The sequence below is a fragment of the Sphingomonas sp. RB1R13 genome (assembly GCF_036663775.1).
Classification (GTDB): Bacteria; Pseudomonadota; Alphaproteobacteria; order Sphingomonadales; family Sphingomonadaceae; genus Sphingomicrobium.
The window spans coordinates 688248-712079 of sequence record NZ_JAXOJM010000001.1 but is presented as its reverse complement, the minus strand read 5'-3'; the positions used below and the strand labels follow the sequence as shown (position 1 = coordinate 712079).

Sequence of the window (23832 nt, the reverse complement as noted above, 5' to 3'; positions counted from 1 at the left end):
TATCGACCCGATGACGACCCTTATCCCGCGAAGCTTCCATGGCGCCTGACGGTGCGCGGATGATCGACGAGGCAGCGCGCGATGACGCTGCCGCGCAACCGGTGCCCGCCGCGCCGCGATATCCGGTGCGCCGCAAGAGCGCGGCATCGGGCAAGGGACCGGCGCGCCCGATCCTCGAACGGGTCAACCTCGACAGCCCTTTTTTCGACGACAAGAACAAGGCGTTCTGGCTGCTCCAGTCGGCCGGGTGGACGGGATATTTCATCCTCCGCTCGCTGAACGGCATCGCCAATTCCATGGGCCTGATGTTCCTGGTCCACACGCTGCTGCTGACCGCGACCGGCTATTCGCTGACGTTGTTGATGGCATCGCTCTATCGCCGGCTGATCACGATGCGATCGCTGTGGACCGCGACGATCAGCTTGGGGACGGTAGTGTTCGCCTCGGCCGCCTTCTCGTTCATCGAGACGTGGAGCAATGCGACCTTCGTGCGGCCCGACGCACGCCCGGTGGGGATTGAGTATCTCGGTGCGATCCTGCTCGATTTCGCGCTGCTCGCGGCATGGTCGGCACTTTACTATGGGATCAACTATTACCTTCTGCTCGAGGAAGAAATCGAGCAGCGTGAGGAAATGGAGAGCCAGGCCTCGTCGGCCCAGCTGGCGATGTTGCGCTACCAGCTCAACCCGCATTTCCTGTTCAATACGCTCAATTCGATTTCGACGCTGGTGCTGCTTCGCCAGACCGAGCGGGCCAATGCGATGCTGTCGCGGCTGGCGAGTTTCCTGCGCTACACGCTGATCAACGAGCCGACCGCACAAGTAACGCTGGCGCAGGAAGTCGAGACGCTGAAGCTCTACCTCGAGATTGAGAAGATGCGCTTCGAGGATCGGCTTCGCCCGCATTTCCGGATCGATGCCGAAACGATCGGCGCGCGGCTGCCGTCGCTGCTGCTTCAGCCCCTGGTTGAAAATGCTATCAAATATGCCGTCACGCCGAGCGAGGAGGGCGCCGACATCTGGATCACCGCGTCCCGCGAAGGCCGCGCGGTGAGGATCGAGGTCGCCGACAGCGGGGCGGGGGCGGGCGGCCACGGCACGGCGACCGAGTCGACCGGGGTCGGACTTGCCAATATTCGCGACCGGCTGACCCAGGCGTACGGCGCAGCGCATGGATTCGAGAGTCGAGCGAACGATAAGGGGGGCTATAGCGTTATCCTGGAAATCCCGTCCGAGAGCGAGTATCGATCATGACCATCCGCACCATCCTCGTTGATGACGAACCGCTTGCGACCCAAGGACTGCAACTGCGGCTCCAGGCGCATGACGATGTCGAGATCATTGCCACCGCCGCCAACGGGCGCGAGGCGATCCGCGCGATCAAGACCGACAAGCCCGACCTTGTCTTCCTAGACATCCAGATGCCGGGGTTCGACGGGTTTTCAGTCATTCAGGGGCTGATGGAAGTCGAACCGCCGTTGTTTGTGTTCGTCACCGCCTATGGCGACCATGCGCTGCGCGCGTTCGAGGCGCAGGCGGTCGATTATCTGATGAAACCGGTCGAGGAGGATCGGCTGGCGGCGACGATGGACCGGGTTCGCCAGCGGCTGGCTGAGCGGCGCGGGGCCGAGGAAGCCGGACGGCTGAAGGAAGCGCTCGAGGAACATGCTCCCGAGGCGGCCGAGACGCTGGCTGAGGAGACGAGCAGCGACGGACATGCCGCCAACCGCTTCGAGAAGATGATCAACATCCGCGACCAGGGCCAGATCTTCCGCGTCGACGTCGACACGATCGAGCGGATCGACGCCGCGGGCGACTATATGTGCATCCAGACCGGCGACAATACGCTGATCCTGCGCGAAACGATGAAGGATTTGGAAAAGCGCCTCGACCCCAGACGCTTTCAGCGGGTCCACCGTTCGACGATCGTCAACCTCGACCTGGTCAAGCAGGTCAAACCGCACACCAATGGCGAATGTTTCTTGGTGCTCGACTCAGGGGCGCAGGTGAAGGTGTCGCGCAGCTATCGTGATGTGGTCGCGCGGTTCGTTCACTAACCGCTATTTCTTCAGTTCGCGCCCGACGGGATAGAGCAAGAAGCGATCGTCGTAATAGGGGGTGCGCTCGTAGAACCAGCCGAGCCGTGCGTCGGGGTCGGCGGCGAATTTCGGGTCGGCGGCGAGCTTCGCCTTGAACTGGGCCCGAAGCGCAGGATCTGTTGCAAGCATCCGCTCGGCAAGCGGGGCGATGACATAGCCCTCCATATATTCGGTCCGCATCAGGATCTCGGGGTAAAAATTCCACGCCAGCAGCGAATCGGGGCTTTCGGGCTCGAGCATCGCGGCGGCGAGGAGGCCGAGCGGCTGGTTGGACGATACGCGGACTGACCCGGCGGGGTAGGTCTCGCTTCGCGCGGAATGAGCATAGGCGGCGGCAACGAGCGGGACATGGCCCTCGTCGGCGGCCTTGAGCTTGGGCCCGCGCAGGCGGACCATGTCGAGCGTGATGGTGCGCGGGGCGGCCAGCGTCTCGACCTCGACCCCGTGCAGCTTGAGCAGCGCAATGACGTCGGGCTTGGTCACGGGCACCCACCAGGCGGCGGGAAGAGTCACGACCGTGTCGGGATCCTTGCCGATCACGGGCATGCGCTGGGTCACCGGACGCCCGAGCCAGCTTATTTCTCTGCCGCCCGATGCGGGGGACAGGCGGAGCGTGTGGGCGATGCCCTTATAGTCGGGGATGACGTAAAGCGGCGTCGGCCTTGCCTTCCACGTCATGACCTCGGTCGCCGGGCGGCTGGCGCGGTCGGTGGCGATCGCCTGGTCGAGCGAGGCCCCCTCGGCGCCGAGCAGCCGCAGCGACTCCTCGACCAGCACATAGGTGCCGAGCACGCGCTGACGATAGGGTTTGAGCGAGTGGGTTTCCACCAGCACCGTCGGCTGGCGGGCAAGGTCGCCATAGCCGGTCGAGAAACGCGGCGTGTCGGGGCTAAGCGCAATCCCCTTGTCGGGATCGCGCGGGTCGAGCGCGTCGACATAGACGCCGGGGATATGCCCCTGCCCCGCCAGCGCCGCCGTAACCGCCGGGCGGTAGCGCGTGTCGAGCCAGCGGCCGATCGCCGGCGAGTGGGCGAAATAGCCTGCCCAACCGGGGAAGGCGAAGGTGATGTCATATTGATAATCGACCCCGTCGGTGACGTGGAGATCGAGCACCAGGTCGGGTTGGATGCGGTTGAGATAGGTCCGCATGGCGCGCATTTCGGGCGTGTCGGCCTTGAGATAATCTCGGTTGAGGTTGAGGTTCTGCGCGGTGGTGCGCCAGCCCTGGTTGACCGGCCCGCGCTGGTTGGGGCGGTTGAAGGGCGAGGTTCGCTCATGCCCGTCGACGTTGAAGATCGGCACGAATACCAGGTCGGCATGGTCGAGCAGCCGGTCCTTGCCGCGCAGCGCAATGTCGCGCAGCAGCATCATGCCCGAGTCCTTGCCGTCGATTTCGCCCGAGTGGATTCCGGCCTGGACGAACAGCAAGGGCTTTGCGCCGGAACCATGTTTCGAGGCGCGGATGGCGTAAAGCTCGCGGCCCTGGGCGGAGTGGCCGAACACTTCGAGGCGAAGCAGCGGCGAGGCGGCGACCAAGCGTTCGAGCCAGGCGCGAGTCTCGGCATAGGATGGAGTGCGGTCGAAGCCGCTCGCCTCGATCGGGGTGATCCACGGGTCGTTTGGGGTCGCGACCAGGGCCTCGCTGGCGCCATGCCAAGGTAGGGTCGGCGGCAAAGGCGCGGATAAATTGGCGGGCTGTGCCGCGATGTTCGAAGCCAGAAGAGCAAGGCCGGCAATAGCAAGGGAAAAGGTGCGCATGAGCCGAGACTAGGGACGCCGATCTGGCATGGCAATCGGCCGCGGTGAGGCCTAGTTTGGGGGCGAATCCTTGCGGGAGATCCGATTATGCCGACACCCAGCCCGTCGCTCTTTGCCCGTTTTGCTGCGCTGCACGTGCCCGGCGACCCGGTGGTGCTGTTCAACGTGTGGGACGCGGGCAGTGCGAAGGCGGTCGGCGCAGCGGGGGCGAAGGCGCTCGCCACCGGCAGCCATCCCGTCGCCGACGCCAATGGCTGGCCCGATGGCGAGACCGTGCCGATCGCTTTTGTGCTGGCCAACGCGGCGCGGATCATGGCAGCGGTCGACCTGCCGCTGTCGGTCGATTTCGAAGGGGCCTATTCGACCGATCCCGCGCGCGGCGCCGAGAATGTCGCCATTCTCGCCGCGACGGGGGTCGTCGGCTGCAATTTCGAAGACCAGGTGATCGGCGGGGAGGGGGTCCATCCGCTGGCGCTGCAGGGACAGCGGATTGCCGCGATCCGGCGCGCGGTCGGGGATGCTTTCTTCATCAACGCGCGCACCGACATCTTCCTCAAGGTCAAGCCCGAAGCGCATGACGCGGCGCTGGCTGACGAGGCGATCGAGCGGGCGCGGGTGTTCGCCGACAGCGGGGCAAGTGGTTTCTTCATTCCGCGACTGGGCGACCTCAAGCTGGTCGAGCGGGTCGTGCGGGCGACCTCGCTACCGGTCAACGCCATTGCCTATCCGGGCGGGCCGACGCGCGCGCAATGGGCCGGGGCGGGGATAGCGCGAATTAGTCACGGACCCTTCCCGCATCGCGCGCTGATGGCAACTCTAGAGGAACGCGCACGCGAGGCGATTGGCTAGACGCTGATGTCGGGGATGGCCTTGGCTCGTTTCCACCATTTGCCCTGAGGTCCCGATTTCAGCACGCTGCGACGGAACAGGCGAGCACCGCCGCGAAGGATCAGCGAGACCCACAGTGCCTGCCACAGCAAGGCGGCGAGATGCGGCCAGATGAGGTCCTGCTCGGCGGCGCGGGCAATCATCGTGAACGGCGAGGAAAGCGGGAAGATCGCCGCTGCCAGCCCGCGCGGCTCGTCGAGATGGCCGACCGCCGAGGCGCCGAAGAAATAGATGGCGCTCTGGGCGAGGACAACCGGCATGTTGATCGTCTGAATCTCGCGGACGCTGCCCGCCTGGCTGCCGATGGCGAGGAACACCGACCCGATTAGCAGATAGGCCATCGAAAAATAGGCGACCGTCAGCGCGATGAACAAGGGCCAGCCGACGGCCGGAGCGGGGAGGCCCGAGAGGCCGCCGGGGCTCCAGGCCGAGATGGCGATCGCTCCGGCGGTGACCCACACGGCGATGCCGACGAACGAGATGGCGAGCATGGCGAACAGCTTGCCGACGAAGATCGCCTCGACCGGCACGGCGGCGGCAAGGATTTCGATCGCCTTGTTCGACTTCTCCTCGATCAGCTGCGACAGGACCGCGCCCGCGAGGAGGATGGTGAGCAGGAAGATGATCGTCTGGCCGGCGCGCGCGGTCAGGCCCTGCGCGCTGGCCAGCGTGCCTCCCGATTGCTCGGTCGAAACCACGGTAATCGCGGAGCCGACGCTGCCGTTATCGGCGGCGCGGTCGCGCGCGTCGGACATGATATGGTCAAGCTGGGCCGCGGTGCGCCCATCGGGATGGACCGTCCCGGTCAGCGTCGGGTTCGCCGGGAAACTGTCGAGCACGGCCATGATTGCGGGGCTTTTCTGGGCGAGCAGCGCCGCACGCTGAGCGGGAAGGTCGCCTGTCGGGTTGGTCTGGACCAGTTCGACGGGCGGGTCACCGGACACTGCCGCCAGCCGGTTGCGGGCGGCGGCGAGCGGGGCGAAGTCAGTCGGCGAGGCAATCACCGCCACCGCCGGTTTGACACTGTCCTCGGCAAGCTTGGCGCCCATGCCGCCGAAGCCAACCCCCATCAGCACCGGGAACAAGGGCCCGAGAAGAAACAGGAGGAAGGTCTTGCGAAGGACCGTCGCGGTGAAGTCGCGGCGGGCAATGACGAAGGCGGCGCGGATGATTTCTGGAAGCTTGATCATTCAGGCGACCTCCGCCGGTTGCTCGGCCATGGCGCGCGCGGCGGCCTCGCCGGCGATGGCGACGAATGCGTCATGAAGGCCCGGGCGCTCGATTGCCAGCGTTTCGATCCCCGCGCCGCCGTCGAGCAGCGCGCGGAGCAAGGGCTCAGGCCCGCCCTCGGGCAATTCGAAGGTCCATTCGTCGCCGTCGCGCCGGGCGCCGCCGGGGATCGCGACACGCCATGGACCCTCTGCCGAGCGAGTCTTGAGGCGGACGATCGGGCGGAGCCGGTCACGCGCTTCATCGACTTCGCCTTCGAACGCGACTTTGCCCTCGGCGATGATCGCGACCCGCTCGCACAGGCGTTCGGCGTGGGCGATGACGTGGGTCGAGAAGATGATGGTCGTGCCCGATGCCGCCTCGCGTTTGATCAGTTCCTCGAGCTTGGCCTGGTTGATCGCGTCGAGCCCCGAGAAAGGTTCGTCGAGGACAATCAGGCGGGGCTTGTGGACCAGGGTGCCGAGCAGCTGGACGGTCTGCGCCATGCCCTTGGACAAGGTGCGGATCGGCTTGTTGGCCCAGGCGCCGAGGCTATGCCCCTCGAGCAGTTCGCGCCCGCGGCGCTTGCCTTCGCGCAAGGGCAGGCCACGAAGCGCGCCCATGAAGGCGATCGCATCGACCGAGGTCATCGACGGGTAGAGGCCGCGTTCCTCGGGAAGATAGCCCACTTCGCGCGCCGCCTCGATCGGCTTCGACCGGCCGAGCAGGGTCGAGCTTCCCGCCGACGGGTCGATGATCCCCAGCAGCATGCGCAGCGTGGTCGTCTTGCCCGCGCCGTTGGGGCCAAGGATGCCGTAGATGGCGCCGGTCGGAACCGACAGGCTGACCCCGTCCACCGCCCGCTTGTCGCCGAAATCCTTGATGAGATTGTGCGCGGTCAGCGCGACGCCAGTATCGTTCATGGCGCCAAGTGGTAGAGGGTCGAGGGTAAATGACAATGAGCATCGAAACCCGGATTCGCGAAAAAGCCGCCGAGCTGGGGTTCGTTGCGTGCGGATTTGCGGCCGCCGATGCGGCGCCCGAGGCAGGCGTGGGCCTGCGCGAGTGGCTCGGCGAGGGGCGCCACGGGGGCATGGCGTGGATGGAGGCGCGGGCCGATGAGCGGGAGTCCCCCACCGGCCTGTGGGACGGGGCGCGGTCGATCATCGCGCTGGGGATGAGCTATGCCCCGGCCAGGGATCCGCTGGCGCTGGCGGGGGTAAGCGAACGCGGGCGGATCTCGGTCTATGCGCAGGGCGGCGACTATCACAAGGCGGTCAAGAAGGGGCTGAAATCGCTTGGGCGATGGCTGGCGCAAGAGACGGGATGCCAGCTCAAGGTGTTCGTCGATACAGCGCCGGTGATGGAGAAGCCGCTTGCCGCTGCGGCGGGGATCGGCTGGCAGGGCAAGCACACGAATTTGCTCAGCCGCGAGCATGGCAACTGGCTGTTCCTCGGCATCGTCATGACCAGCCTTGAGCTCGTCCCCGATGGGCCCGCCAGCGACCATTGCGGGTCATGCTCGCGCTGCATCCAGGCGTGCCCAACAGGCGCGATCACCGCGCCCCACCGGATCGATGCGCGGGCCTGCATTTCCTACCTTACGATCGAGCATCACGGGCCGATCCCGACCCGATATCGCGCGGCGATGGGCAATCGAATCTATGGCTGTGACGACTGCTTGGCGGTGTGCCCGTGGAACCGCTTTGCCGAGGCAGGGCGGGCCAATCAGGCATTTCTGCCGAGAGCCGAACTGGCGGCACCCGCGCTCGGCGACCTGCTCGGCCTTGACGAGGCGGGGTTTCGCGAGATGTTTGCGGGCTCGCCGATCAAGCGCATCGGCTGGGCGCGGATGATGCGCAATTGCCTGGTCGCGGCGGGCAATAGCGGGTCGGCGGACCTTCGCCCGAGGGTCGAGCGGTTTGTCGATCATGCGGACCCGGTGGTCGCCGAGGCGGCCGAATGGGCACTCGCCCGGCTGGCCTAGCGCTTGCGCTCGATTTGGGCTTCGCAGGCGGCGGCGTCAGTGTCGGCGCCGCTGGTGAGGCGTGCGTCGACATGGGTCACGCGCTCGACCCCCTGGCCGCTTTCGGGGGCGTAGAGATAGGCGTCGAGGACACAGCCGCCGCCGCGATATTGCAGCTTGAGCCCGGCGCCTTCGCGGACCTGGAAGCTCGGCGTGCCGAACAATTCGCCAAGGTCGGGAATGGCAAGCCCGATCAGCCGGCCGTGCTGATGCACGCCGGACCCGGCCGAGACGGGTGGCGGCACGTCGACCGGCGCGCGGGAGTCGCTGGCGCAGGCGGCCAGCAGCAGGGTCAAGGCGGTGGCGATGGGGCGAACGAAACGGCGCATCGCGGCTTGCTAGCCGGGCGCGGCGGTTGTGTCATCCGCCCCCCGCCGCTAACCGGCGCGCATTCGTTATTTCCCGGCAGGACCAGATATGACCGACAAGCCCCTCGACGTGCTCGCCATCGGCAATGCGATCGTCGACGTGATCGCCGATGCCGACGACGCCTTCCTTGTTGCGCAGGGGCTCGACAAGGGGGCAATGCGGCTGGTCGACGAGGTTGAGGCGGTCGCGCTTTATGGCAAGATGGGCCCGGGGCGCGAGAGCAGCGGCGGATCCGCAGGGAACACTGTGGCCGGACTTGCCGCGCTAGGGCTAAGCGCGGGCTTCATCGGCCAGGTCGCCGACGACGAGCTGGGCAAGATCTTTGCGCACGACCTGCGCGCGACTGGGGTCGAGTTTGGCACCCCGACCCGCAACGACGTCGGTGCTAGCGCGCGCTGCCTGATCCTGGTCACGCCCGACGCCCAGCGCACGATGAACACCTTCCTTGGCGCGGCGCAGCGGCTTCCCGCCAGCGCCATCTCGGCGGCGCACGTGGCGACGGCCAGGATCCTCTACCTCGAAGGCTATCTGTGGGATCCCGAAGAGCCCCGCGCGGCGATGGAGGCGGCAATCGACGCGGCGCGGGCGGCGGGGACCAAGGTCGCCTTCTCGCTGTCCGATGCCTTCTGTATTTCGCGCCATCGCGACGGCTTCAACCGGCTGATCGACGACGGCCGGATCGACATCCTGTTTGCCAATGAGGACGAGATCCTCAGCCTGACCGGAGCGGCCGACTTCGACAGCGCGGTTGCTGCGGTGGCGCCCAAGGTTCTCGTGCTGGCGGTCACGCGCGGCGCGGCGGGTGCGGTCGCGGTGTCGGGCCAGGAGCGCGCCGAGGTTGCCGCCGAGCCGATTGCGAAGCTGGTCGACACGACCGGCGCGGGGGACTTGTTCGCGGCGGGATTCCTGGCCGGCCAGGCGCGGGGGAAATCGCTGGAAGTGTCGCTCAGGCTCGGCGCGATCGCCGCGGCTGAAGTCATCCAGCATTATGGCGCGCGGCCCGAAGCGGACCTCAGGGCGCTCGCCGGAGAATTGCTTTAATTCGATCCATTCACTCAGCCGGGAGTCTCGACATGACCAGCACGCGTAGCGAAACCGACAGCTTCGGCGCAATCGACGTTCCTGCCGACAGCTATTGGGGCGCGCAGACCGAACGCTCGATCGAGAATTTTCCGTTCGGCGAGCGTGAGCGGATGCCGATCGAGATCGTCCACGCGCTGGGCTTCGTCAAGCAGGCCGCCGCACGGGTCAATGCGCGCATCGGCGGGCTCGACGCCAACGTTGCCGAAGCCATCCAGCAAGCCGCAGCCGAAGTCGCGCGGGGCGATCTCGACGGACAATTCCCGCTGGTCATCTGGCAGACGGGCAGCGGCACCCAGTCGAACATGAACGCCAATGAAGTGATTGCCGGTCGCGCCAACGAGCAGCTTGGCGGCGCGCGCGGCGGCAAGTCGCCGGTCCACCCCAATGACCATGTCAATCAGGGCCAGTCGTCGAACGACAGCTTCCCGACTGCGCTTCATGTCGCGGCGGCGCGCGGGGTGAGCGACCGGCTGATCCCGGCCTTGAAGCTGATCCACGCCCGGCTCGATCAGCTGGCGAAGCAGTGGGACCATATCGTCAAGATCGGGCGAACCCATTTGCAGGACGCCACCCCGCTAACGCTCGGCCAGGAATTCTCGGGCTATGCCCAGATGATCGCCGACAATATCGCACGGGTCGAAGGCGTCATGCCGCGGCTGTTCCGGCTAGCGCAGGGGGGCACTGCGGTTGGCACCGGGCTCAACGCGCCCAAGGGCTTTGGCGAGGCATTCGCCAAGGAAATGGCCAACTTGACCCGGCTGCCGTTCACCTCGGCGCCCAACAAATTCGCCGAACTGGCCGCGCACGATACCTTGGTCGAGCTATCGGGAGTGATGAACGTCGTCGCCGTCTCGCTCAGCAAGATCGCCAATGATATCCGCCTGCTCGGATCGGGACCGCGCTGCGGGTTGGGCGAATTGAAGTTGCCCGAAAACGAGCCGGGCAGCTCGATCATGCCGGGCAAGGTCAATCCGACCCAGTGCGAGATGCTGACGATGGTCTCGGCACAGGTCATGGGCAATCATGTCGCGGTGACGATCGGCGGGCTTCAGGGCCATTTGGAGTTGAACGTGTTCAAGCCGCTGATCGGCGCCAATGTGATCCGGTCGATCAACCTGCTGTCGGTCGGGATGGAGAGCTTCACCGAGCGCGCGCTGGGCGGGATCGAGGCCGACGAGGTGCGCATCGCCGAGCTGATGAACAAGTCGCTGATGCTGGTCACCGCGCTAGCCCCCGAGATCGGCTATGACAATGCCGCGACCATTGCCAAATATGCCCACAAGAAGGGGCTCACGCTGAAGGAGGCCGGGGTCGAGCTGGGGCTGGTCGACGAGGCGACGTTCGACCGGGTGGTCATTCCGGAATCGATGCTCGGGCGCTAGATTGGCGTCGCGATGCAAGCTGGGTTAGGCTGGCCCCGACAGGGGACGGGGCAATGATGAGCAAGAAGATGAAATGGGCGCTCGCGCTCGGCATGACGGCGCTGGTTTGCGCCTGTTCGACGGGTGGCGAGCGGCCGACGCCGGTGCCGCCGCCGATCACGGTCGATCTTGGCCTCTCCCCGGCGGACTATGTCGAGCAGGCCGGATCGCTCGACCTGTTGATGGTCAAGTCGTCGCAACTGTCCTTCACCCGCTCGGGCAATCCGCGGATTCGCAACTATGCGCGAATGATGATCGACGAGCATGTCGGGCTGGCAGCGCAGCTGTCCTTTGCTGGGCGGCGGTTGGGGGTCTTGCCCGCAGCCGTGCTATTGCCGCGCCATCAGTCGATGCTCGACGGGCTAACGGCAAGCCCCGACTTCGACCGCGCCTATCGCAGCCAGCAGGGTGAACTTCACCGCGTCGCGCTTCGGTTGCACAGCGACTATGCCGCGCGCGGGTCGAGCCCGACGTTGCGCCCGGTCGCCATTTCGGCGGTGCAGGTCATCCGCCGCCACCTTGCCATGTTGCAGGGCCTCTAGGTCAGAAGGCGAAATTTGCCCGGGCGCCGATATTGTCGATGCCGGGGTTCTGGCGGCTGAAGACCTGGCCTTGGCTCATATGGATCCAGTTGGCCTCGACCGAAGTTCGGGGGTTGAGCTGATAGCCGATGCCGAGTTCGGGCTCGAACAAAATGCGATTGCCGAAGGCAATGCGGTCGGGGTCGTCGAACCGCCCGGCCGAGCCATTGTGGATGGCGAGGCCGATGCCCGGTCGGACATAGAAGGTCTTGCCGAAGCGCCATGACAGGCCGGCAGCGGCGTAGCTGGTGTCGCCGGCACTGTTGAGCGCGCCGAAGGCGTAGGGCTGGAGGCCGAGGCCGGGGATGATCTTGCCGCCGCGGATGCCGAGCATCAGGTCGACCCCCTGCTCGCGGCCGCCTTCGAGGCTGAACGGGGTCGAGACGGCGTGGCTGTAGATCCCGCCGAACAGCTCGGTCGCGGAGGCGGGGAAGGCGACACCGTTGGACACGGTCAGGAGCAGCGCTAGGCGGGACAGGCGGATCATCGTAACTCCTTCTGATCCAACATCTTTCGCGTCGGCCTGATCCCAGGTCAAGCGAGCAAATGGCAAGTGCTTTGGTACCGTCAGATCGCGGCGGCCTGCCAAGTGCGGATGGCGTCGATTGGGTGGACCAGCATGATGATGTTGAGGGTAAGATTGTCGCGGATGGCGGCGAGCGGGATGAGTTCGAGGGTGATGACGGTGGCGACCGAGGCCCACAGCGGCAGGCGGCGGGCGATGAGGAAGCCGATCGCCATCATGCTGATGTCGCTGACCGAGTTGAGCACGCTGTCGCCCGAATAGCCGACCGATGCGGTTGCACTTCGATAGCGTTCGATGATCCACGGGCTATTTTCGGCGAATTCCCATGCCGCTTCGATGCAGATGGCGATGGCCAGGCGGGTCGGGAGCGAAAGGCGGCGGGCGACGAGCCATAGCAGCCCGAAGAAGAGAAAGCCGTGGATGAGGTGGCTCATGCTATACCAGTCGGCGAGCATCTGGCTGGTTTCGGCGCTGGCCGGGCTCGACACCCATAGCGAGACATAGCCGCAGGTGCAGATCGGCGGGCGGCCCATCGCGAGGAGGATCGCGGCGGCCAGCGGGATGAGGAGCAGCGGCCTCAGCCCGGGGCGCGAACGGATCATGGGGTCGTCATAGTCGAGAATCCTTTCCAGACTATGCAACCATCGGACTCGCTGTGCGGAGGTCAGGCAGGTCCCGGATCAAGTCCGGGATGACGGGGAGCGCTTGACGCTTGCCAAGTGCGTCGGGGCGCGCGACACCGGCCGCGATGCTTCGCTTGTTCGGTCCCAACTGCGACGGTTCGCCGATCGAGGTCACGCCGACCACCCACATCCCCGCCGATGTCGTATGGCTCGACCTGCTCGAGCCGACCCGCGAGGAGGAATCCCTCGCCGAGAAGTTCATCGGGTCGAACGTGCCGACCCGCGCCGACCTGCAGGAAATCGAACCGTCGAGCCGACTCTACCAGCGTGGCCACACGCTTTACATGACGGTGTCGACGCTGGTCGGGATCGACGAGGGCGAGCCGACATCGACCCCGATCGCCTTTCTGCTGACCGAGCATCAACTGGTCACGGTGCGCTACGCCGACCCGCGCCCGTTCAAATTGCTGGCCGAGCAATATAAGCGCGAACCGACGATGGCGTCGGATGCATGCCACATGTTCATCCGCCTGCTCGATGCGATCGTCGATCGGCTGGCCGACGAGATTGAGCGGTCGCATGGCGAGAGCGAGAAATTGTCGCTGCATATTTTTGCCAAAGACATGGACGAGCGACGGATTCCGGCCAAGCGGCTGACCGCGCTGCTGACACGGATCGGAAGGGCGCAATCGCTGCTTTCGCGAATCCGCGAGACGGCGGTGAGCACGAGCCGGCTGCTCCATTTCCTGTCGGCCACCCAGCGGGTAAAACGGCTGGACGACGAGCGCGATCATGTTGCCAGCATGATCGCCGACGTCTCCGCGCTGATTGACCATTCGAGCTTCCTGTCCGAGCAGTTGACCTTCCAGCTCGATGCCTCGCTGGGGCTGATCTCGATCGAGCAGAATGCAGCGATGAAGTTGTTCAGCTGGGCCGCGGTAGTGTTCATGCCGCCGACGTTGGTCGCCGGAATTTATGGAATGAACTTCGAGCATATGCCCGAGCTCAAGTGGATCTACGGCTATCCGATGGCGCTGGTGATCATGGTGTTGAGCGGCGTGCTGCCATGGTTCTACATGCGCAAGCGCGGGTGGATCTAGGAGCCGACCGACCGTTCCTCCCGATTGTGACGGCTGCGCAACCTATCGTCCAATCAGTGCGTTGCAGCGCCATGGCGTCATCCCCGAAGTCCAAATTCGTTGTCATCGGTGACCGGGTCTCGGCCTGGACCGCTGATCTGTTTGCCCACCCCGGGGTCCAGATCGGGGTGATCATCTTCTGCATTGCATGGTTTGCGCTGGGGTTGAAAACCGACCTGCTGACTGCCGCGCTGTCGATCCTGGCGATCACGCTGACCCAGATGGTGCTCAACAGCCAGAAGGAGCGCGAGTGCGACGACTATCGCCGCGATGTCGCGCTGCACGCCAAGATCGACGAACTGCTGATCGCGATGAAGGGCGCCCGAAGCGAGATGGCGGGAATCGAGGAGCTCGATGTGGAAGAGATCGTCGAGCTGAAGGAAAATGCGCAGGATCAGGTCGAGACGCTCGAGGAAGAACTTGAGGATCGCGGTCAGTAAGCTGGTGCCGCCAAGGCAGTATGACCGCGTCAGGGTGAAGCGTTGGCGCAAGGCTTTGCGCGATGAGACAGTGTTGCTAAGGCGCCGGAGAAATACCCTCATCTCGCAGGAACCGCCATGATCCCGACCGGCCAGGACAGCCTCAAGACTCGCTCGACCCTCAGCGTGGGCGGGGCGAGCTTTGCCTATTATGACCTGGGCAAGGCTGGCGCGGCGCTGGGCGATATTAAGCGGCTGCCCTATTCGATGAAGGTGTTGCTGGAGAATCTGTTGCGCTTCGAGGATGGCGTGACGGTCACCCGCGACGATCTGCAGGCGATGGTCGACTGGCAGAAAGAGCGCAGGATCAGCCGCGAGATCCAGTATCGCCCGGCGCGCGTGCTGATGCAGGATTTCACCGGGGTGCCCGCAGTGGTCGACCTGGCGGCGATGCGCGACGCGATGAAGCAGCTTGGCGGCGACCCCAAGAAGATCAACCCGCTGGTCCCGGTCCACTTGGTCATCGACCATTCGGTGATGGTCGACGAATTCGGCACGCCACGCGCGTTCGAGGACAATGTTGCGCTGGAATATCAGCGCAATGCCGAGCGCTATGAGTTTCTGAAGTGGGGCAGCCAGAGCTTCGACGACTTCAAGGTGGTGCCGCCTGGAACGGGGATCTGCCACCAGGTCAATCTGGAGAATATCGCACAGACGGTGTGGACCGGGCCCGACCAGACCGGCGAGATGGTCGCCTATCCCGATACTTTGGTCGGCACCGACAGCCATACGACGATGGTCAACGGGCTGGGCGTGCTGGGCTGGGGTGTCGGCGGGATCGAGGCCGAGGCAGCGATGCTGGGGCAGCCGGTGTCGATGCTGATCCCCGAAGTCGTCGGCTTCCGCTTGTCGGGGTCGCTGTCGGAGGGAATTACGGCGACCGACCTGGTGTTGACGGTGACGCAGATGCTGCGCGCCAAGGGCGTGGTCGGCAGCTTCGTCGAGTTTTTCGGACCGGGGCTGGCGGCGCTGAGCCTGGCCGACCGGGCAACGATCGCCAACATGGCGCCCGAATATGGCGCGACCTGCGGCTTTTTCCCGATCGATGCGCGGACGATCGAATATCTGAAGCTCACCGGACGCAGCGACGACCGCATCGCGCTGGTCGAGGCCTACGCCAGGGCGCAGGGCATGTGGCGCGACGAAAGCGCGCCCGAGCCGTTGTTCACCGACACGCTCGAGCTCGACATGCTGTCGGTCATGCCGTCGCTTGCGGGACCACGGCGGCCGCAGGACCGGGTCGTGCTGGCCGATGTCGACGACCGCTTCAACGACGAGCTGGAAGTAACCTATCACAAGGCGACCGACCCGCGCGTGGCGGTCGAGGGGGCAGACCACGACCTTGGCAATGGCGACGTCGTGATTGCGGCGATCACCAGCTGTACGAATACGTCCAACCCGTCGGTGCTGGTCGCGGCCGGGCTAGTGGCGCGCAAGGCTCGCGCGCTAGGGCTGACGCGCAAGCCGTGGGTCAAGACCAGCCTCGCGCCGGGGAGCCAGGTGGTCACCGCCTATCTCAACGAGAGCGGGCTGTCGGAGGATCTCGACGCGATCGGGTTCAATTTGGTGGGCTATGGCTGCACCACCTGCATCGGCAATTCGGGGCCCTTGCCCGAGCCGATCAGCAAGGCGATCAACGAGCATGACCTGGTGGCGGTCAGCGTGCTGTCGGGCAATCGCAACTTCGAAGGGCGGGTGTCGCCCGATTGCCGCGCCAACTACCTCGCCTCGCCGCCATTGGTGGTCGCTTACTCGCTGCTCGGAACGGTGCGCGCCGACCTGTCGACCGATCCGCTGGGCAAGGGCAAGGACGGGCAGGACGTGTACCTCAAGGACATCTGGCCGACCAATGACGAGGTGCGCGCGCTGGTCGACGCCCATGTCCATTCGGCGATGTTCAAGGAACGCTATGCCGACGTCTTCGCCGGCGATGCGCGCTGGCAGGGGATCGCGGTGACTGGCGGGGCGACCTACCAGTGGCCCGCAGGATCGACCTACATCGCCAACCCGCCTTATTTCGAAGGCATGACGATGACCCCCAAGCCGCTGACCGACATCGTCGATGCCAAGACGCTGGCCGTGTTCGGCGATTCGATCACCACCGACCACATCTCGCCGGCGGGATCGATCAAGGCCGAGAGCCCGGCGGGGCGATTCCTCCAGGATCACCAGGTCAACCGGGGCGAGTTCAACAGCTATGGCGCGCGGCGCGGCAACCATGACGTGATGATGCGCGGCACCTTCGCCAACATCCGCATCCGCAACAAGATGCTGCCCGGGGTCGAGGGCGGGATGACCCGCGGGCCCGACGGCGAGGAGCTCGCCATCTATGATGCGGCGATGAAGTATAAGGACGCCGGCACCCCGCTGGTCGTGCTGGCGGGCAAGGAATATGGCACCGGCTCGTCGCGCGACTGGGCGGCCAAGGGCACCGTCCTGCTAGGCGTGCGCGCGGTCATCGCCGAGAGCTTCGAACGGATCCACCGGTCGAATCTGGTCGGCATGGGAGTGTTGCCGCTGCAGTTCGAGGATGGTTGCGGGGCGAACACGCTCGGGCTCGATGGCAGCGAAACCTATTCGATCGACGGGGTCGCCGACCTCACGCCGCGCCAGGACGTGGTCGTCAAGGTGACCAAGGCCGACGGCACGGTGATGAGCCTCAATACGCGGTGTCGGATCGACACCTACAACGAGCTGGAATATTTCCGCGCCGGCGGGATCCTGCCGTTCGTGCTTCGGAAGCTGGCCGCCTGACGCTCGAGACCGCCATCGAGGTGATCGGCTGGCTGGCGGCGGGGATGATCCTTGCAGCGTACGGCCTGATGACCGCGCGCCGGATCGCGTCGGACAGTCACGCCTATCATTGGCTCAACGTGATCGGGGCGTTCGGGATTTTGGCCAATGCCGCCTGGCATCGCGCGGTGCCGTCGGTGGTGCTCAACATCATCTGGGCCGGGATCGGGATCGTCGCGCTTATCCGGATGAGACGAGGGCGTCCTCAAGCCACGCCGGAATAAGCGCGTCGGGCGGGAGTGCGTCGGTCCTGGCGTGGACAATGGCGAGCCCGAGCTCGGGGTAAAAGGCGCGGCCGCGATCGGGCAACGCAGTCGCGGGGACGACGAACAGACGGCGGTTGACCTTCGATCGCCAGTTCATTCGCGCGGTATTTTCCTGCCCCACGAAACAGCCCTTGGTGAAGCTGACCCCGCCCAGTTCGGCGGCATTGCATTCGAGCCAGAGCAGGTCGGTCAGTTCGGGGCCTTCGGCAACCCCGAGGGCGAGGCGATGGGCGAGGTAGGCGCCGGTGGGCTCTCCCGCCGGGCCGAGCGAGCGTGTCCCCAATTCAGCCAGGCGGGGGTCGTTGCCGGGCTCGGGGGACCAGTGGACGGCCAGCGTCTCGTCGCGCGCGATCGTGATCGGGCGGCGGAGGCGGTACATCGACAGGCGGCGGATGAGAGCATCGGCGTCGTCGGTGTGGACATCGAGCAAGAGGTCGTCGCCATCGGCCGATATGAAGAAGTCGGCGATGACCTTGCCTTGTGGGGTTAGCAGCGCGGCATAGACCGGGAGGTCGCCGGTGACGCTGCTCGTGACCAGCCCGTCGAGGAAGCCGCGGACATCCTCGCACGAGAGGCGGATGATGCTACGGTCGATGAGGGTGGATGCGGTCATGTCCATGAGGTAGGGGCGCCAAGTGAATATGCAATCGATCAGCATCCGCCGGCCCGACGACTGGCATGTCCATTTGCGCGACGGGGCGATGCTCGACACGGTTGCGCCCTTCACCGCGCGGCAGTTTGCGCGGGCGATTGTCATGCCCAACCTGTCGCCGCCGGTGACGAGCGTGGTCGCGGCGAGCGCCTATAGGGAGCGGATCGTGGCGGCGGCGGGTGGCGACTTTACGCCGTTGATGACCTGTTACCTGACCGACGATGCCAGTGCCGACGAACTGGCGCGGGGCCATGCCGAGGGGGTGTGGGTCGCGGCCAAGCTTTATCCCGCCAACGCCACCACCAACAGCGCGCATGGCGTGACTGACCTGCGCAAGCTGTGGCCGGCGCTGGAGCGGATGCAGGCGATCGGGATGCCGCTGCTGGTTCATGGTGAAGTGACCGACCCCGAGGTTGATATTTTCGACCGCGAGGCGGTGTTTATCGAGCGGGTGCTGGGCGGGCTGGTGCGCAACTTCCCGGCGCTCAAGATCGTGCTCGAGCATATCACGACCGCCGAGGCGGCGCAGTTTGTCGCCGACGCCCCCGTCACGGTGGCGGCGACGATCACTCCGCAGCATCTCCACCTCAATCGCAACGCGCTGTTCGCCGGGGGGCTTCGGCCGCACGCCTACTGCCTGCCGGTGGTGAAGCGCGAGAAGCATCGCCTGGCGGTGCGCGCAGCGGCAGTCTCGGGATCGGCGAAGTTCTTCCTCGGCACCGACAGCGCGCCGCACAGCGTCGAGGCGAAGGAGGCGTCGTGCGGCTGCGCGGGGATTTTCAACGCGCCGAATGCGCTGGAAAGCTATGCGATGGTGTTCGACGAGGAAGGCGCGCTCGACCGGCTGGAGGGGTTCGCTTCGGAGCATGGGCCGCGCTTTTACGGGCTGCCCCTCAACGAGGGCCAAGTGACGCTGGAGCGAGCCGAGGTGTCGGTGCCCGAGCGAGTCGCGGGGCTGGTGCCGTTCCATGGCGGGGCGACGATCGGCTGGCGACTGGCTTAAGTCGTTCCGGTGGCGTCTCTTTTTGTGAGTGCTTGCCGGGCCCCGAAGCAAAGCGCATCCTGCTGCATTGAGGGAGCAGGATCATGAACAATATCGCCAAATATGCCGCGATTGCGAGTGTCGTGATGGTCGCCGCAGTGCCCGCGGGCGCGACGGACTTCACTGTCGTTGGACTGTCAAACGGCGTCAGCATGAACTACGCCAAGATCGAATGGGCCCGAATTGCGGGCGCGATGGAAACGGGTGTGGTCAAGTTCCGCTGTGACGGGGGCGCCATGACCGGCGCGTGGCTTTATTCGCCGCGCGACGTGGCGACGGGCCAGGCAAGCGGCAAGCGAATGCACAAGCCCATCACGTTCGTGAAGGAATGGGGAGCGGCGTCACCGGCAGTCTCGAAGGGCAGCTGGGACCTGGCAACGGGCAAGGGCGCGCGCAGTGCCGGTGGCGTCAGCGCCATGGATGACTGGACGGCGATCACCGTTACCGGGCTGGACCAGGCCTGTTCGTCGAAGCTCAACAACAATCCGGCATTCCAGGATTCGGGCATGGCTGGCGAGATGCCTGCCCCCAAATAGCTCAGCGTTAAGGCGGAGTGCCGACCCCCTTGAGCCCGATGATCGAGGCGAAATGGCCTTCGACCGCGGCGTAGCATTCGCACGCCTGGCGCTCGAGCCCGCGGCGGTCGAGGACCTGGATCGCACCGCGGCGATAGGCGATGAGGCCTTCGTCCTGGAACTGACGAGCGACCGCGTTGACCGTGGTGCGCTGGACCCCGAGCAGCCCGGCGAGTGCTTCCTGGGTCAGCGCCAGCCGGTCGCCGCCGACGCGGTCCTGCGCGGTCAGCAGCCAGCGGGCCGCTCGCGATTCGATTGAATGGAAGGCGTTGCACGCGACCGACTGCATGACCTGGGCAAGGAGATAGTCGGCGTAGCGGCAGAACAGGTTCTGGATGAAGGGCGAGTTTCGCTTGAGCTCCTCGAGCGCGTCGAGCGGGATGGCGATGGCCGGGCCGGCGATCTGGACCTGGGCCTGGGCGTAGGCGGGGGCGTGGCCGCAGCTGACGATCCCGCCGACTGCGCCCTCCTTGCCGATCGAGCAGACCTCGACTGTCCGTCCGCCGTCGAGTTCGACGATCATCGAGATCATCAGCGAATCATAGGGAAACAGGCTGTGGGTGACGGCCTTGCCGGCGTTGAGCACCATGTCGCCGCGAGCCAAGTCTACCAGCGTCGCCAGCGGTTCGATCAGCGCGCGAACATCGTCGCTGAAGGTCGCCAGCAGGCGATTGCTGGCAAAAGCCGACGCAAGGCGAGTGTCGCGGGAAACGATCATCTGATCCACCTGACCCAAATTACCGCAAGGCATGACTAAGTGATTGTTGCGCCCGAACGACGCACTCCCACCCCGGAAGGCAGTTACGCCAACGTTCCGACCGCTAGCAATAGTTTATTTTTTCAGAGACTTAACTGGGCTGCTAAGTCGCCTCGCCGACATAGTGTGGCCGGACATGATGGCCCGGTCACACATGCGGTTGATCCCGCGCCCTGCGCTCGCTACAGCGCACCCGCCGCAAACGGTCGGGAGACGTGGGTGAGTGGCTGAAACCAACGCTTTGCTAAAGCGTCATACGGGAAACTGTATCGAGAGTTCGAATCTCTCCGTCTCCGCCACAATGCCATCGGTTTTCGCAATGCCGTCGCGGGCAAAGCATTTGGACTCACCGCTCGGCTCGAGCCGGATCGGCCATATTTCGCTGGACCGTAGCGGACGGCAACAAAAGCGCGTGCGATCAATCACTCGGTTTTGGCCTCACAGATATTTCGAGATCGCTCGAAACTGCTCGATGGCCGCGCGGGGACCCTCGCCTTCTTCGGCATGGACCAGGCAATGGTCGATATGATCGTTGATGAGGGCGCGCTTGGCGCTCGCCACGGCGTTCTCGACCGCCTGTAGCTGTTGGGCGATGTCGACACATGGTTGCTCGGATTCGATCATCTCGATGACGCTTCGCAGATGACCGCCAGCGCGGCTCAAGCGCTTGACGATGGCGGGATGGCTAGCGTGGGTGACGTGGCTCATCCGCGTTTCTTCTCATGGCGGCCTTTATCTGTCGAGCCTTGTTGACTTATCCCCGGTGGGGGATAGGGCGGCGGGATGTTATCCGTTCTTGCCAACCGCACCTATCGCCATTTGTTCCTGGCCCAGGTCATCGCCCTGATCGGGACGGGGCTCGCTACCGTCGCGCTGGGATTGCTCGCCTACGATATAGCGGGAGGCAACGCCGGGGCGGTGCTGGGGACGGCGCTCGCGATCAAGATGGTCGCGTATATTGGCGTGGCGCCGGTCGCGGGCGCCTTCGCCAACCGGGTCCCGCGACGCGCCTTGCTGGTGGCGATGGACGTCATTCGCGCGGGGGTGGCGTTGTGCCTGCCGTTCGTCGACCAGGTGTGGCAGGTCTATGTCCTGATCTTCGTCCTGCAGTCGGCGTCGGCCGCATTCACGCCGACCTTCCAGGCTACCATTCCGGACGTGTTGCCGGACGAGCGCGATTATACCCGCGCGCTTTCGCTGTCGCGGCTCGCCTATGACATGGAAACCCTGACCAGCCCGATCCTTGCGGCCGGGCTGCTGACGCTGATCAGCTATCATTGGCTGTTCTCGGGCACTGCGATCGGTTTCGCAGCATCCGCGCTTTTGGTCGTCTCGACGGTGCTTCCCCGTCCCCAGCCGGTCAAGGACGAGGGCGGCATCTACGACAAGACGACGCGTGGCATCCGGATTTACCTCAAGACGCCGCGGCTGCGGGGCTTGCTCGCGCTGACGCTCGCGGCAGCGGCGGCAAGCGCGATGGTGATCGTAAACACTGTCGTCATCGTCCGCGGGCTCGGGCTGAGCCAGCGCGACGTGGCGCTGACGCTTGCGGCGTTCGGTGGCGGCTCGATAACCGCCGCGCTGACGCTGCCAAAGATCCTCGACCGAGTTTCGGACCGCCGCGTGATGTTGATCGCGGCAAGCATCATGGCGCTTGCCCTGGCCGGGCTTGCGGTTGCAGCGCGGGTAATGCCGCCCGGCAGCGACTATTGGCATGTGCTGATTACAGGCTGGATCGTGCTCGGCCTGGCCTATTCGGCGAGCGTGACGCCTTCCGGCCGCTTGCTCCGCCGCTCGGCCAATGCCGAGGACCGCCCGGCTTTATTCGCCGCCCAGTTCGCCTTGAGCCATGTCTGCTGGCTGATAGCTTATCCGCTCGTCGGCCAAGTTGGCGCGCACGTGAACATGGCCGCCGCTTTCGCTGCCATGGCAATCCTTGCCGCGATCGGCGTCATCGCCGCGGCCCGGCTCTGGCCGGCCGAAGACCCCGCCCGGATCGAACATTCGCATGGCGATGACGACGTCGGACCCGAGCACCGCAAACTGCACGCCGACGGTGGCCACGACTTCGTGATCGACCGGCAACATACTCGTTGGCCATCGCGATAGGGTTTGGACTGCCTTCCGTGACGCCTTCCCGACGGCTGTTCGGACCTCCTTCGTCGTCAATCTTCAAGGTGCGATGCTAATTTCGCTTCTTGACCGCACCCGTGATCTTGCGAAGGAATTCCACTTCATGTGGGCGATGCGGCCGGCCGTCGGGATGGAGTACGTCATGGAACCACATGTCCCGCGCTTTTTTGTCCTTCTTCAACGGTTTCCACGGAAGATGGGTCTGCGTTCGCCCTAGCACCAGGCCCCAGCAGAAGGCAGCCACTCCTTGTTCCTTGGCCACTGGCAGGATCGTTTCAAACGTGCTCCCCGTGGTGCGCGCCATGAACTCCGTGCACAAAATTGGCCGTCCGAAACGCTTCAGCCAGCGTACACGCTGCCGAAATGCGTTGGCCTTCAAATAGCTATGGAAACTGACGACGTCCGAGCAGCCAAGTTGCAGGCGCTGGATGGCGCTGAGCAAAACCTCGTCAGACCAGTCACCAAGCCATATCCCGCTGGTCAGGGGCTGGCTCGGGCTGGCGTGCCGTGCCCATTCGAACGCTTGCGCTAGAACAGGAGCGACAAGCGCACCCTTGGCTGCGAGCACCGCCGGTTTGCACTGGTCCACCTCGTGGCCATTATCCGGCTCGTTCCAAATATCCCAGGCAAGCACCCGCTCGTCGTCTCGAAAAGCTGAAACGATCGCCGTGACATAAGCTTCGAGCCGCGGGTGCTGCGAGGGATCGGATAATGCCTTCAGTCCAGGCGACTGGACCCACCCAGAATTGTGGACGCCCGGCGTAGGTTGCCGCTGAGGACCCAGCTGGGGCTCCGGATGCCAGCAGCTATCGAACAGGACGAGCATCGTCCGAATACCATGTCGTGCCGCCACAGTCAGATAGGCGTCAATCCGCTCGACGAAACCGACCGGGTCGGCGAGCCACAAAAGATCGTGAAGATACACTCGCGCTGCATTCATGCCGAGCTCGGCTGCCCAACCGAGTTCACGATCGATAACGCCAATGTCGAATGATTCTGCTTGCCAGAAATCAATCTGATTAATGGCGTAGGACGGGGTAAAATTGCAGCCAACCAACCACGGCAATGCGGCGTACCACTCCCGCGCTTGTTGAAGGCTCCATCGCTGATGCTCAAGCGGCAGCGGCGCATGCTCGGTGATCGCGCCGACCGGCATTTCATTACGGCGATACACTTCATTCGAACGAGCGACGGCTCGCGGGACCGAAGACATCAACGATATTCCTAAATCATGTTCTATGGGAGCGGGCCACAACCCTGGGAGAAATTCTAGTTATAGATATCTGAACCCGCAATGACGTTTCTGCCATCGGCCGCCCGGAGCAATTGACAGAAGGGACATGCATTCACTCGCCCCCCTCTTGGGAGGCGAGGGCATCCGCAAGCCGACGTCAATTGAGTCAAGACACCAACT

24 protein-coding genes and 1 tRNA gene are annotated in these 23832 nt (G+C 65.0%); 15 read left to right on the top strand and 10 right to left on the bottom strand.

All coding sequences use genetic code 11. The features are described 5' to 3' along the window. The first annotated feature begins 38 nt into the window (after positions 1–38). Complete coding sequence (locus tag U1700_RS03350; RefSeq protein WP_332750132.1) at positions 39–1253, top strand: sensor histidine kinase; 1215 nt, start codon at positions 39–41, stop codon at positions 1251–1253. After that, on the top strand, positions 1250–2056 hold the full coding sequence (locus tag U1700_RS03345) for a LytR/AlgR family response regulator transcription factor (protein WP_332750131.1): 807 nt from the start codon (positions 1250–1252) through the stop codon (positions 2054–2056). The genes U1700_RS03350 and U1700_RS03345 overlap by 4 nt, the downstream gene beginning before the upstream one ends. Before the next feature lie 3 nt (positions 2057–2059). On the opposite strand, the gene U1700_RS03340 is transcribed toward U1700_RS03345, so the two are convergent. Further along, positions 2060–3856, bottom strand: a complete 1797-nt coding sequence (locus U1700_RS03340) for a M14 family metallopeptidase (protein ID WP_332750129.1) — start codon at positions 3854–3856, stop codon at positions 2060–2062. A gap of 87 nt (positions 3857–3943) precedes the next feature. Here U1700_RS03340 and U1700_RS03335 point away from each other — a divergent pair, with 87 nt between their 5' ends. Then, the gene (locus U1700_RS03335; protein ID WP_332750127.1) at positions 3944–4705 is read left to right on the top strand and encodes an isocitrate lyase/PEP mutase family protein; all 762 of its coding nucleotides are present in this window, start codon (positions 3944–3946) and stop codon (positions 4703–4705) included. On the opposite strand, the gene U1700_RS03330 is transcribed toward U1700_RS03335, so the two are convergent. After that, a complete protein-coding gene (locus U1700_RS03330; protein WP_332750125.1) occupies positions 4702–5934 on the bottom strand; it encodes an ABC transporter permease in 1233 nt (410 codons plus the stop codon). The two genes, U1700_RS03335 and U1700_RS03330, sit on opposite strands and share 4 nt — an antisense overlap. Further along, positions 5935–6876 carry an ABC transporter ATP-binding protein gene (locus U1700_RS03325; RefSeq protein ID WP_332750123.1) on the bottom strand — a complete coding sequence of 314 codons (942 nt, stop codon included), beginning with the start codon at positions 6874–6876 and terminating at the stop codon, positions 5935–5937. A gap of 35 nt (positions 6877–6911) precedes the next feature. On the opposite strand from U1700_RS03325, the gene queG reads away from it, so the two are divergent. Further along, positions 6912–7940, top strand: a complete 1029-nt coding sequence (queG, locus tag U1700_RS03320) for a tRNA epoxyqueuosine(34) reductase QueG (protein ID WP_443025870.1) — start codon at positions 6912–6914, stop codon at positions 7938–7940. Here queG and U1700_RS03315 read toward each other — a convergent pair. Next, positions 7937–8308: a hypothetical protein gene (locus U1700_RS03315; RefSeq protein WP_332750119.1), complete on the bottom strand. Its 372-nt coding sequence runs from the start codon at positions 8306–8308 to the stop codon at positions 7937–7939. The two genes, queG and U1700_RS03315, sit on opposite strands and share 4 nt — an antisense overlap. Positions 8309–8396: 88 nt before the next feature. Between U1700_RS03315 and U1700_RS03310 the strand changes: the two genes are divergently transcribed. From U1700_RS03310 to U1700_RS03300, 3 genes are read left to right on the top strand one after another with little or no spacing between them, the layout of a single operon-like run. Continuing rightward, positions 8397–9389, top strand: a complete 993-nt coding sequence (locus U1700_RS03310) for an adenosine kinase (RefSeq protein ID WP_332750117.1) — start codon at positions 8397–8399, stop codon at positions 9387–9389. Positions 9390–9421: 32 nt separating this feature from the next. Next, positions 9422–10813 carry a class II fumarate hydratase gene (gene fumC / locus U1700_RS03305; RefSeq protein ID WP_332750116.1) on the top strand — a complete coding sequence of 464 codons (1392 nt, stop codon included), beginning with the start codon at positions 9422–9424 and terminating at the stop codon, positions 10811–10813. Between the two features lie 56 nt (positions 10814–10869). After that, on the top strand, positions 10870–11394 hold the full coding sequence (locus U1700_RS03300; RefSeq protein ID WP_332750114.1) for a DUF4142 domain-containing protein: 525 nt from the start codon (positions 10870–10872) through the stop codon (positions 11392–11394). Position 11395: 1 nt separating this feature from the next. On the opposite strand, the gene U1700_RS03295 is transcribed toward U1700_RS03300, so the two are convergent. Together U1700_RS03295 and U1700_RS03290 are read right to left on the bottom strand one after the other, a co-directional pair. Then, positions 11396–11920 carry an acyloxyacyl hydrolase gene (locus U1700_RS03295; protein WP_332750112.1) on the bottom strand — a complete coding sequence of 175 codons (525 nt, stop codon included), beginning with the start codon at positions 11918–11920 and terminating at the stop codon, positions 11396–11398. 80 nt (positions 11921–12000) lie between these two features. Continuing rightward, positions 12001–12561 carry a DUF2585 family protein gene (locus U1700_RS03290; protein ID WP_332750110.1) on the bottom strand — a complete coding sequence of 187 codons (561 nt, stop codon included), beginning with the start codon at positions 12559–12561 and terminating at the stop codon, positions 12001–12003. A gap of 146 nt (positions 12562–12707) precedes the next feature. Here U1700_RS03290 and U1700_RS03285 point away from each other — a divergent pair, with 146 nt between their 5' ends. From U1700_RS03285 to U1700_RS03270, 4 genes are all read left to right on the top strand, one after another. Further along, a complete protein-coding gene (locus U1700_RS03285; RefSeq protein WP_332750108.1) occupies positions 12708–13682 on the top strand; it encodes a magnesium transporter CorA family protein in 975 nt (324 codons plus the stop codon). 71 nt (positions 13683–13753) lie between these two features. Then, positions 13754–14161 (top strand): hypothetical protein, encoded by a 408-nt coding sequence (locus tag U1700_RS03280; protein ID WP_332750107.1) that lies wholly within the window; start codon positions 13754–13756, stop codon positions 14159–14161. A 117-nt stretch (positions 14162–14278) separates the two neighbouring features. Next, positions 14279–16954 (top strand): aconitate hydratase AcnA, encoded by a 2676-nt coding sequence (gene acnA, locus U1700_RS03275; RefSeq protein WP_332750106.1) that lies wholly within the window; start codon positions 14279–14281, stop codon positions 16952–16954. Positions 16955–16974: 20 nt separating this feature from the next. Next, positions 16975–17217 carry a CBU_0592 family membrane protein gene (locus U1700_RS03270; RefSeq protein ID WP_332750105.1) on the top strand — a complete coding sequence of 81 codons (243 nt, stop codon included), beginning with the start codon at positions 16975–16977 and terminating at the stop codon, positions 17215–17217. Here U1700_RS03270 and ygfZ read toward each other — a convergent pair. Continuing rightward, entirely contained in the window at positions 17174–17872 is a 699-nt protein-coding gene (gene ygfZ, locus U1700_RS03265; protein WP_332750103.1) for a CAF17-like 4Fe-4S cluster assembly/insertion protein YgfZ, read from the bottom strand. The two genes, U1700_RS03270 and ygfZ, sit on opposite strands and share 44 nt — an antisense overlap. 28 nt (positions 17873–17900) lie before the next feature. On the opposite strand from ygfZ, the gene pyrC reads away from it, so the two are divergent. Both pyrC and U1700_RS03255 read left to right on the top strand, forming a co-directional pair. Next, positions 17901–18914, top strand: coding sequence for a dihydroorotase (gene pyrC / locus U1700_RS03260; protein ID WP_332751120.1), 1014 nt, complete (start codon positions 17901–17903; stop codon positions 18912–18914). An 83-nt stretch (positions 18915–18997) separates the two neighbouring features. Further along, positions 18998–19489, top strand: a complete 492-nt coding sequence (locus U1700_RS03255) for a hypothetical protein (protein WP_332750101.1) — start codon at positions 18998–19000, stop codon at positions 19487–19489. A 7-nt stretch (positions 19490–19496) separates the two neighbouring features. Here U1700_RS03255 and U1700_RS03250 read toward each other — a convergent pair whose 3' ends face one another. Further along, complete coding sequence (locus U1700_RS03250; protein ID WP_332750099.1) at positions 19497–20246, bottom strand: Crp/Fnr family transcriptional regulator; 750 nt, start codon at positions 20244–20246, stop codon at positions 19497–19499. A gap of 248 nt (positions 20247–20494) precedes the next feature. Here U1700_RS03250 and U1700_RS03245 point away from each other — a divergent pair. Further along, positions 20495–20584, top strand: a tRNA-Ser gene (locus U1700_RS03245). A gap of 139 nt (positions 20585–20723) precedes the next feature. Here the strand turns inward: U1700_RS03245 and U1700_RS03240 are convergent. Beyond that, positions 20724–20993, bottom strand: coding sequence for a metal-sensing transcriptional repressor (locus U1700_RS03240; protein ID WP_332750097.1), 270 nt, complete (start codon positions 20991–20993; stop codon positions 20724–20726). 75 nt (positions 20994–21068) lie between these two features. Between U1700_RS03240 and U1700_RS03235 the strand changes: the two genes are divergently transcribed. Next, complete coding sequence (locus U1700_RS03235; protein ID WP_332750095.1) at positions 21069–22394, top strand: MFS transporter; 1326 nt, start codon at positions 21069–21071, stop codon at positions 22392–22394. A gap of 76 nt (positions 22395–22470) precedes the next feature. On the opposite strand, the gene U1700_RS03230 is transcribed toward U1700_RS03235, so the two are convergent. After that, on the bottom strand, positions 22471–23631 hold the full coding sequence (locus U1700_RS03230) for a cellulase family glycosylhydrolase (RefSeq protein WP_332750093.1): 1161 nt from the start codon (positions 23629–23631) through the stop codon (positions 22471–22473). Positions 23632–23832 lie beyond the last annotated feature (201 nt).

Bases quoted from the DNA above. Each gene is read 5' to 3' on its own strand.
- U1700_RS03330 (WP_332750125.1), bottom strand. From the start codon at position 5,934: ATGATCAAGCTTCCAGAAATCATCCGCGCCGCCTTCGTCATTGCCCGC.
- U1700_RS03285 (WP_332750108.1), top strand. From the start codon at position 12,708: ATGCTTCGCTTGTTCGGTCCCAACTGCGACGGTTCGCCGATCGAGGTC.
- U1700_RS03350 (WP_332750132.1), top strand. From the start codon at position 39: ATGGCGCCTGACGGTGCGCGGATGATCGACGAGGCAGCGCGCGATGAC.
- U1700_RS03340 (WP_332750129.1), bottom strand. From the start codon at position 3,856: ATGCGCACCTTTTCCCTTGCTATTGCCGGCCTTGCTCTTCTGGCTTCG.
- U1700_RS03295 (WP_332750112.1), bottom strand. From the start codon at position 11,920: ATGATCCGCCTGTCCCGCCTAGCGCTGCTCCTGACCGTGTCCAACGGT.
- queG (WP_443025870.1), top strand. From the start codon at position 6,912: ATGAGCATCGAAACCCGGATTCGCGAAAAAGCCGCCGAGCTGGGGTTC.
- U1700_RS03255 (WP_332750101.1), top strand. From the start codon at position 18,998: ATGAACAATATCGCCAAATATGCCGCGATTGCGAGTGTCGTGATGGTC.
- U1700_RS03345 (WP_332750131.1), top strand. From the start codon at position 1,250: ATGACCATCCGCACCATCCTCGTTGATGACGAACCGCTTGCGACCCAA.
- fumC (WP_332750116.1), top strand. From the start codon at position 9,422: ATGACCAGCACGCGTAGCGAAACCGACAGCTTCGGCGCAATCGACGTT.
- U1700_RS03240 (WP_332750097.1), bottom strand. From the start codon at position 20,993: ATGAGCCACGTCACCCACGCTAGCCATCCCGCCATCGTCAAGCGCTTG.
- U1700_RS03235 (WP_332750095.1), top strand. From the start codon at position 21,069: ATGTTATCCGTTCTTGCCAACCGCACCTATCGCCATTTGTTCCTGGCC.
- acnA (WP_332750106.1), top strand. From the start codon at position 14,279: ATGATCCCGACCGGCCAGGACAGCCTCAAGACTCGCTCGACCCTCAGC.
- U1700_RS03230 (WP_332750093.1), bottom strand. From the start codon at position 23,631: ATGTCTTCGGTCCCGCGAGCCGTCGCTCGTTCGAATGAAGTGTATCGC.
- U1700_RS03280 (WP_332750107.1), top strand. From the start codon at position 13,754: ATGGCGTCATCCCCGAAGTCCAAATTCGTTGTCATCGGTGACCGGGTC.
- U1700_RS03290 (WP_332750110.1), bottom strand. From the start codon at position 12,561: ATGATCCGTTCGCGCCCCGGGCTGAGGCCGCTGCTCCTCATCCCGCTG.
- U1700_RS03325 (WP_332750123.1), bottom strand. From the start codon at position 6,876: ATGAACGATACTGGCGTCGCGCTGACCGCGCACAATCTCATCAAGGAT.
- pyrC (WP_332751120.1), top strand. From the start codon at position 17,901: ATGCAATCGATCAGCATCCGCCGGCCCGACGACTGGCATGTCCATTTG.
- U1700_RS03335 (WP_332750127.1), top strand. From the start codon at position 3,944: ATGCCGACACCCAGCCCGTCGCTCTTTGCCCGTTTTGCTGCGCTGCAC.
- U1700_RS03300 (WP_332750114.1), top strand. From the start codon at position 10,870: ATGAGCAAGAAGATGAAATGGGCGCTCGCGCTCGGCATGACGGCGCTG.
- U1700_RS03310 (WP_332750117.1), top strand. From the start codon at position 8,397: ATGACCGACAAGCCCCTCGACGTGCTCGCCATCGGCAATGCGATCGTC.
- U1700_RS03250 (WP_332750099.1), bottom strand. From the start codon at position 20,246: ATGATCGTTTCCCGCGACACTCGCCTTGCGTCGGCTTTTGCCAGCAAT.
- U1700_RS03315 (WP_332750119.1), bottom strand. From the start codon at position 8,308: ATGCGCCGTTTCGTTCGCCCCATCGCCACCGCCTTGACCCTGCTGCTG.
- ygfZ (WP_332750103.1), bottom strand. From the start codon at position 17,872: ATGACCGCATCCACCCTCATCGACCGTAGCATCATCCGCCTCTCGTGC.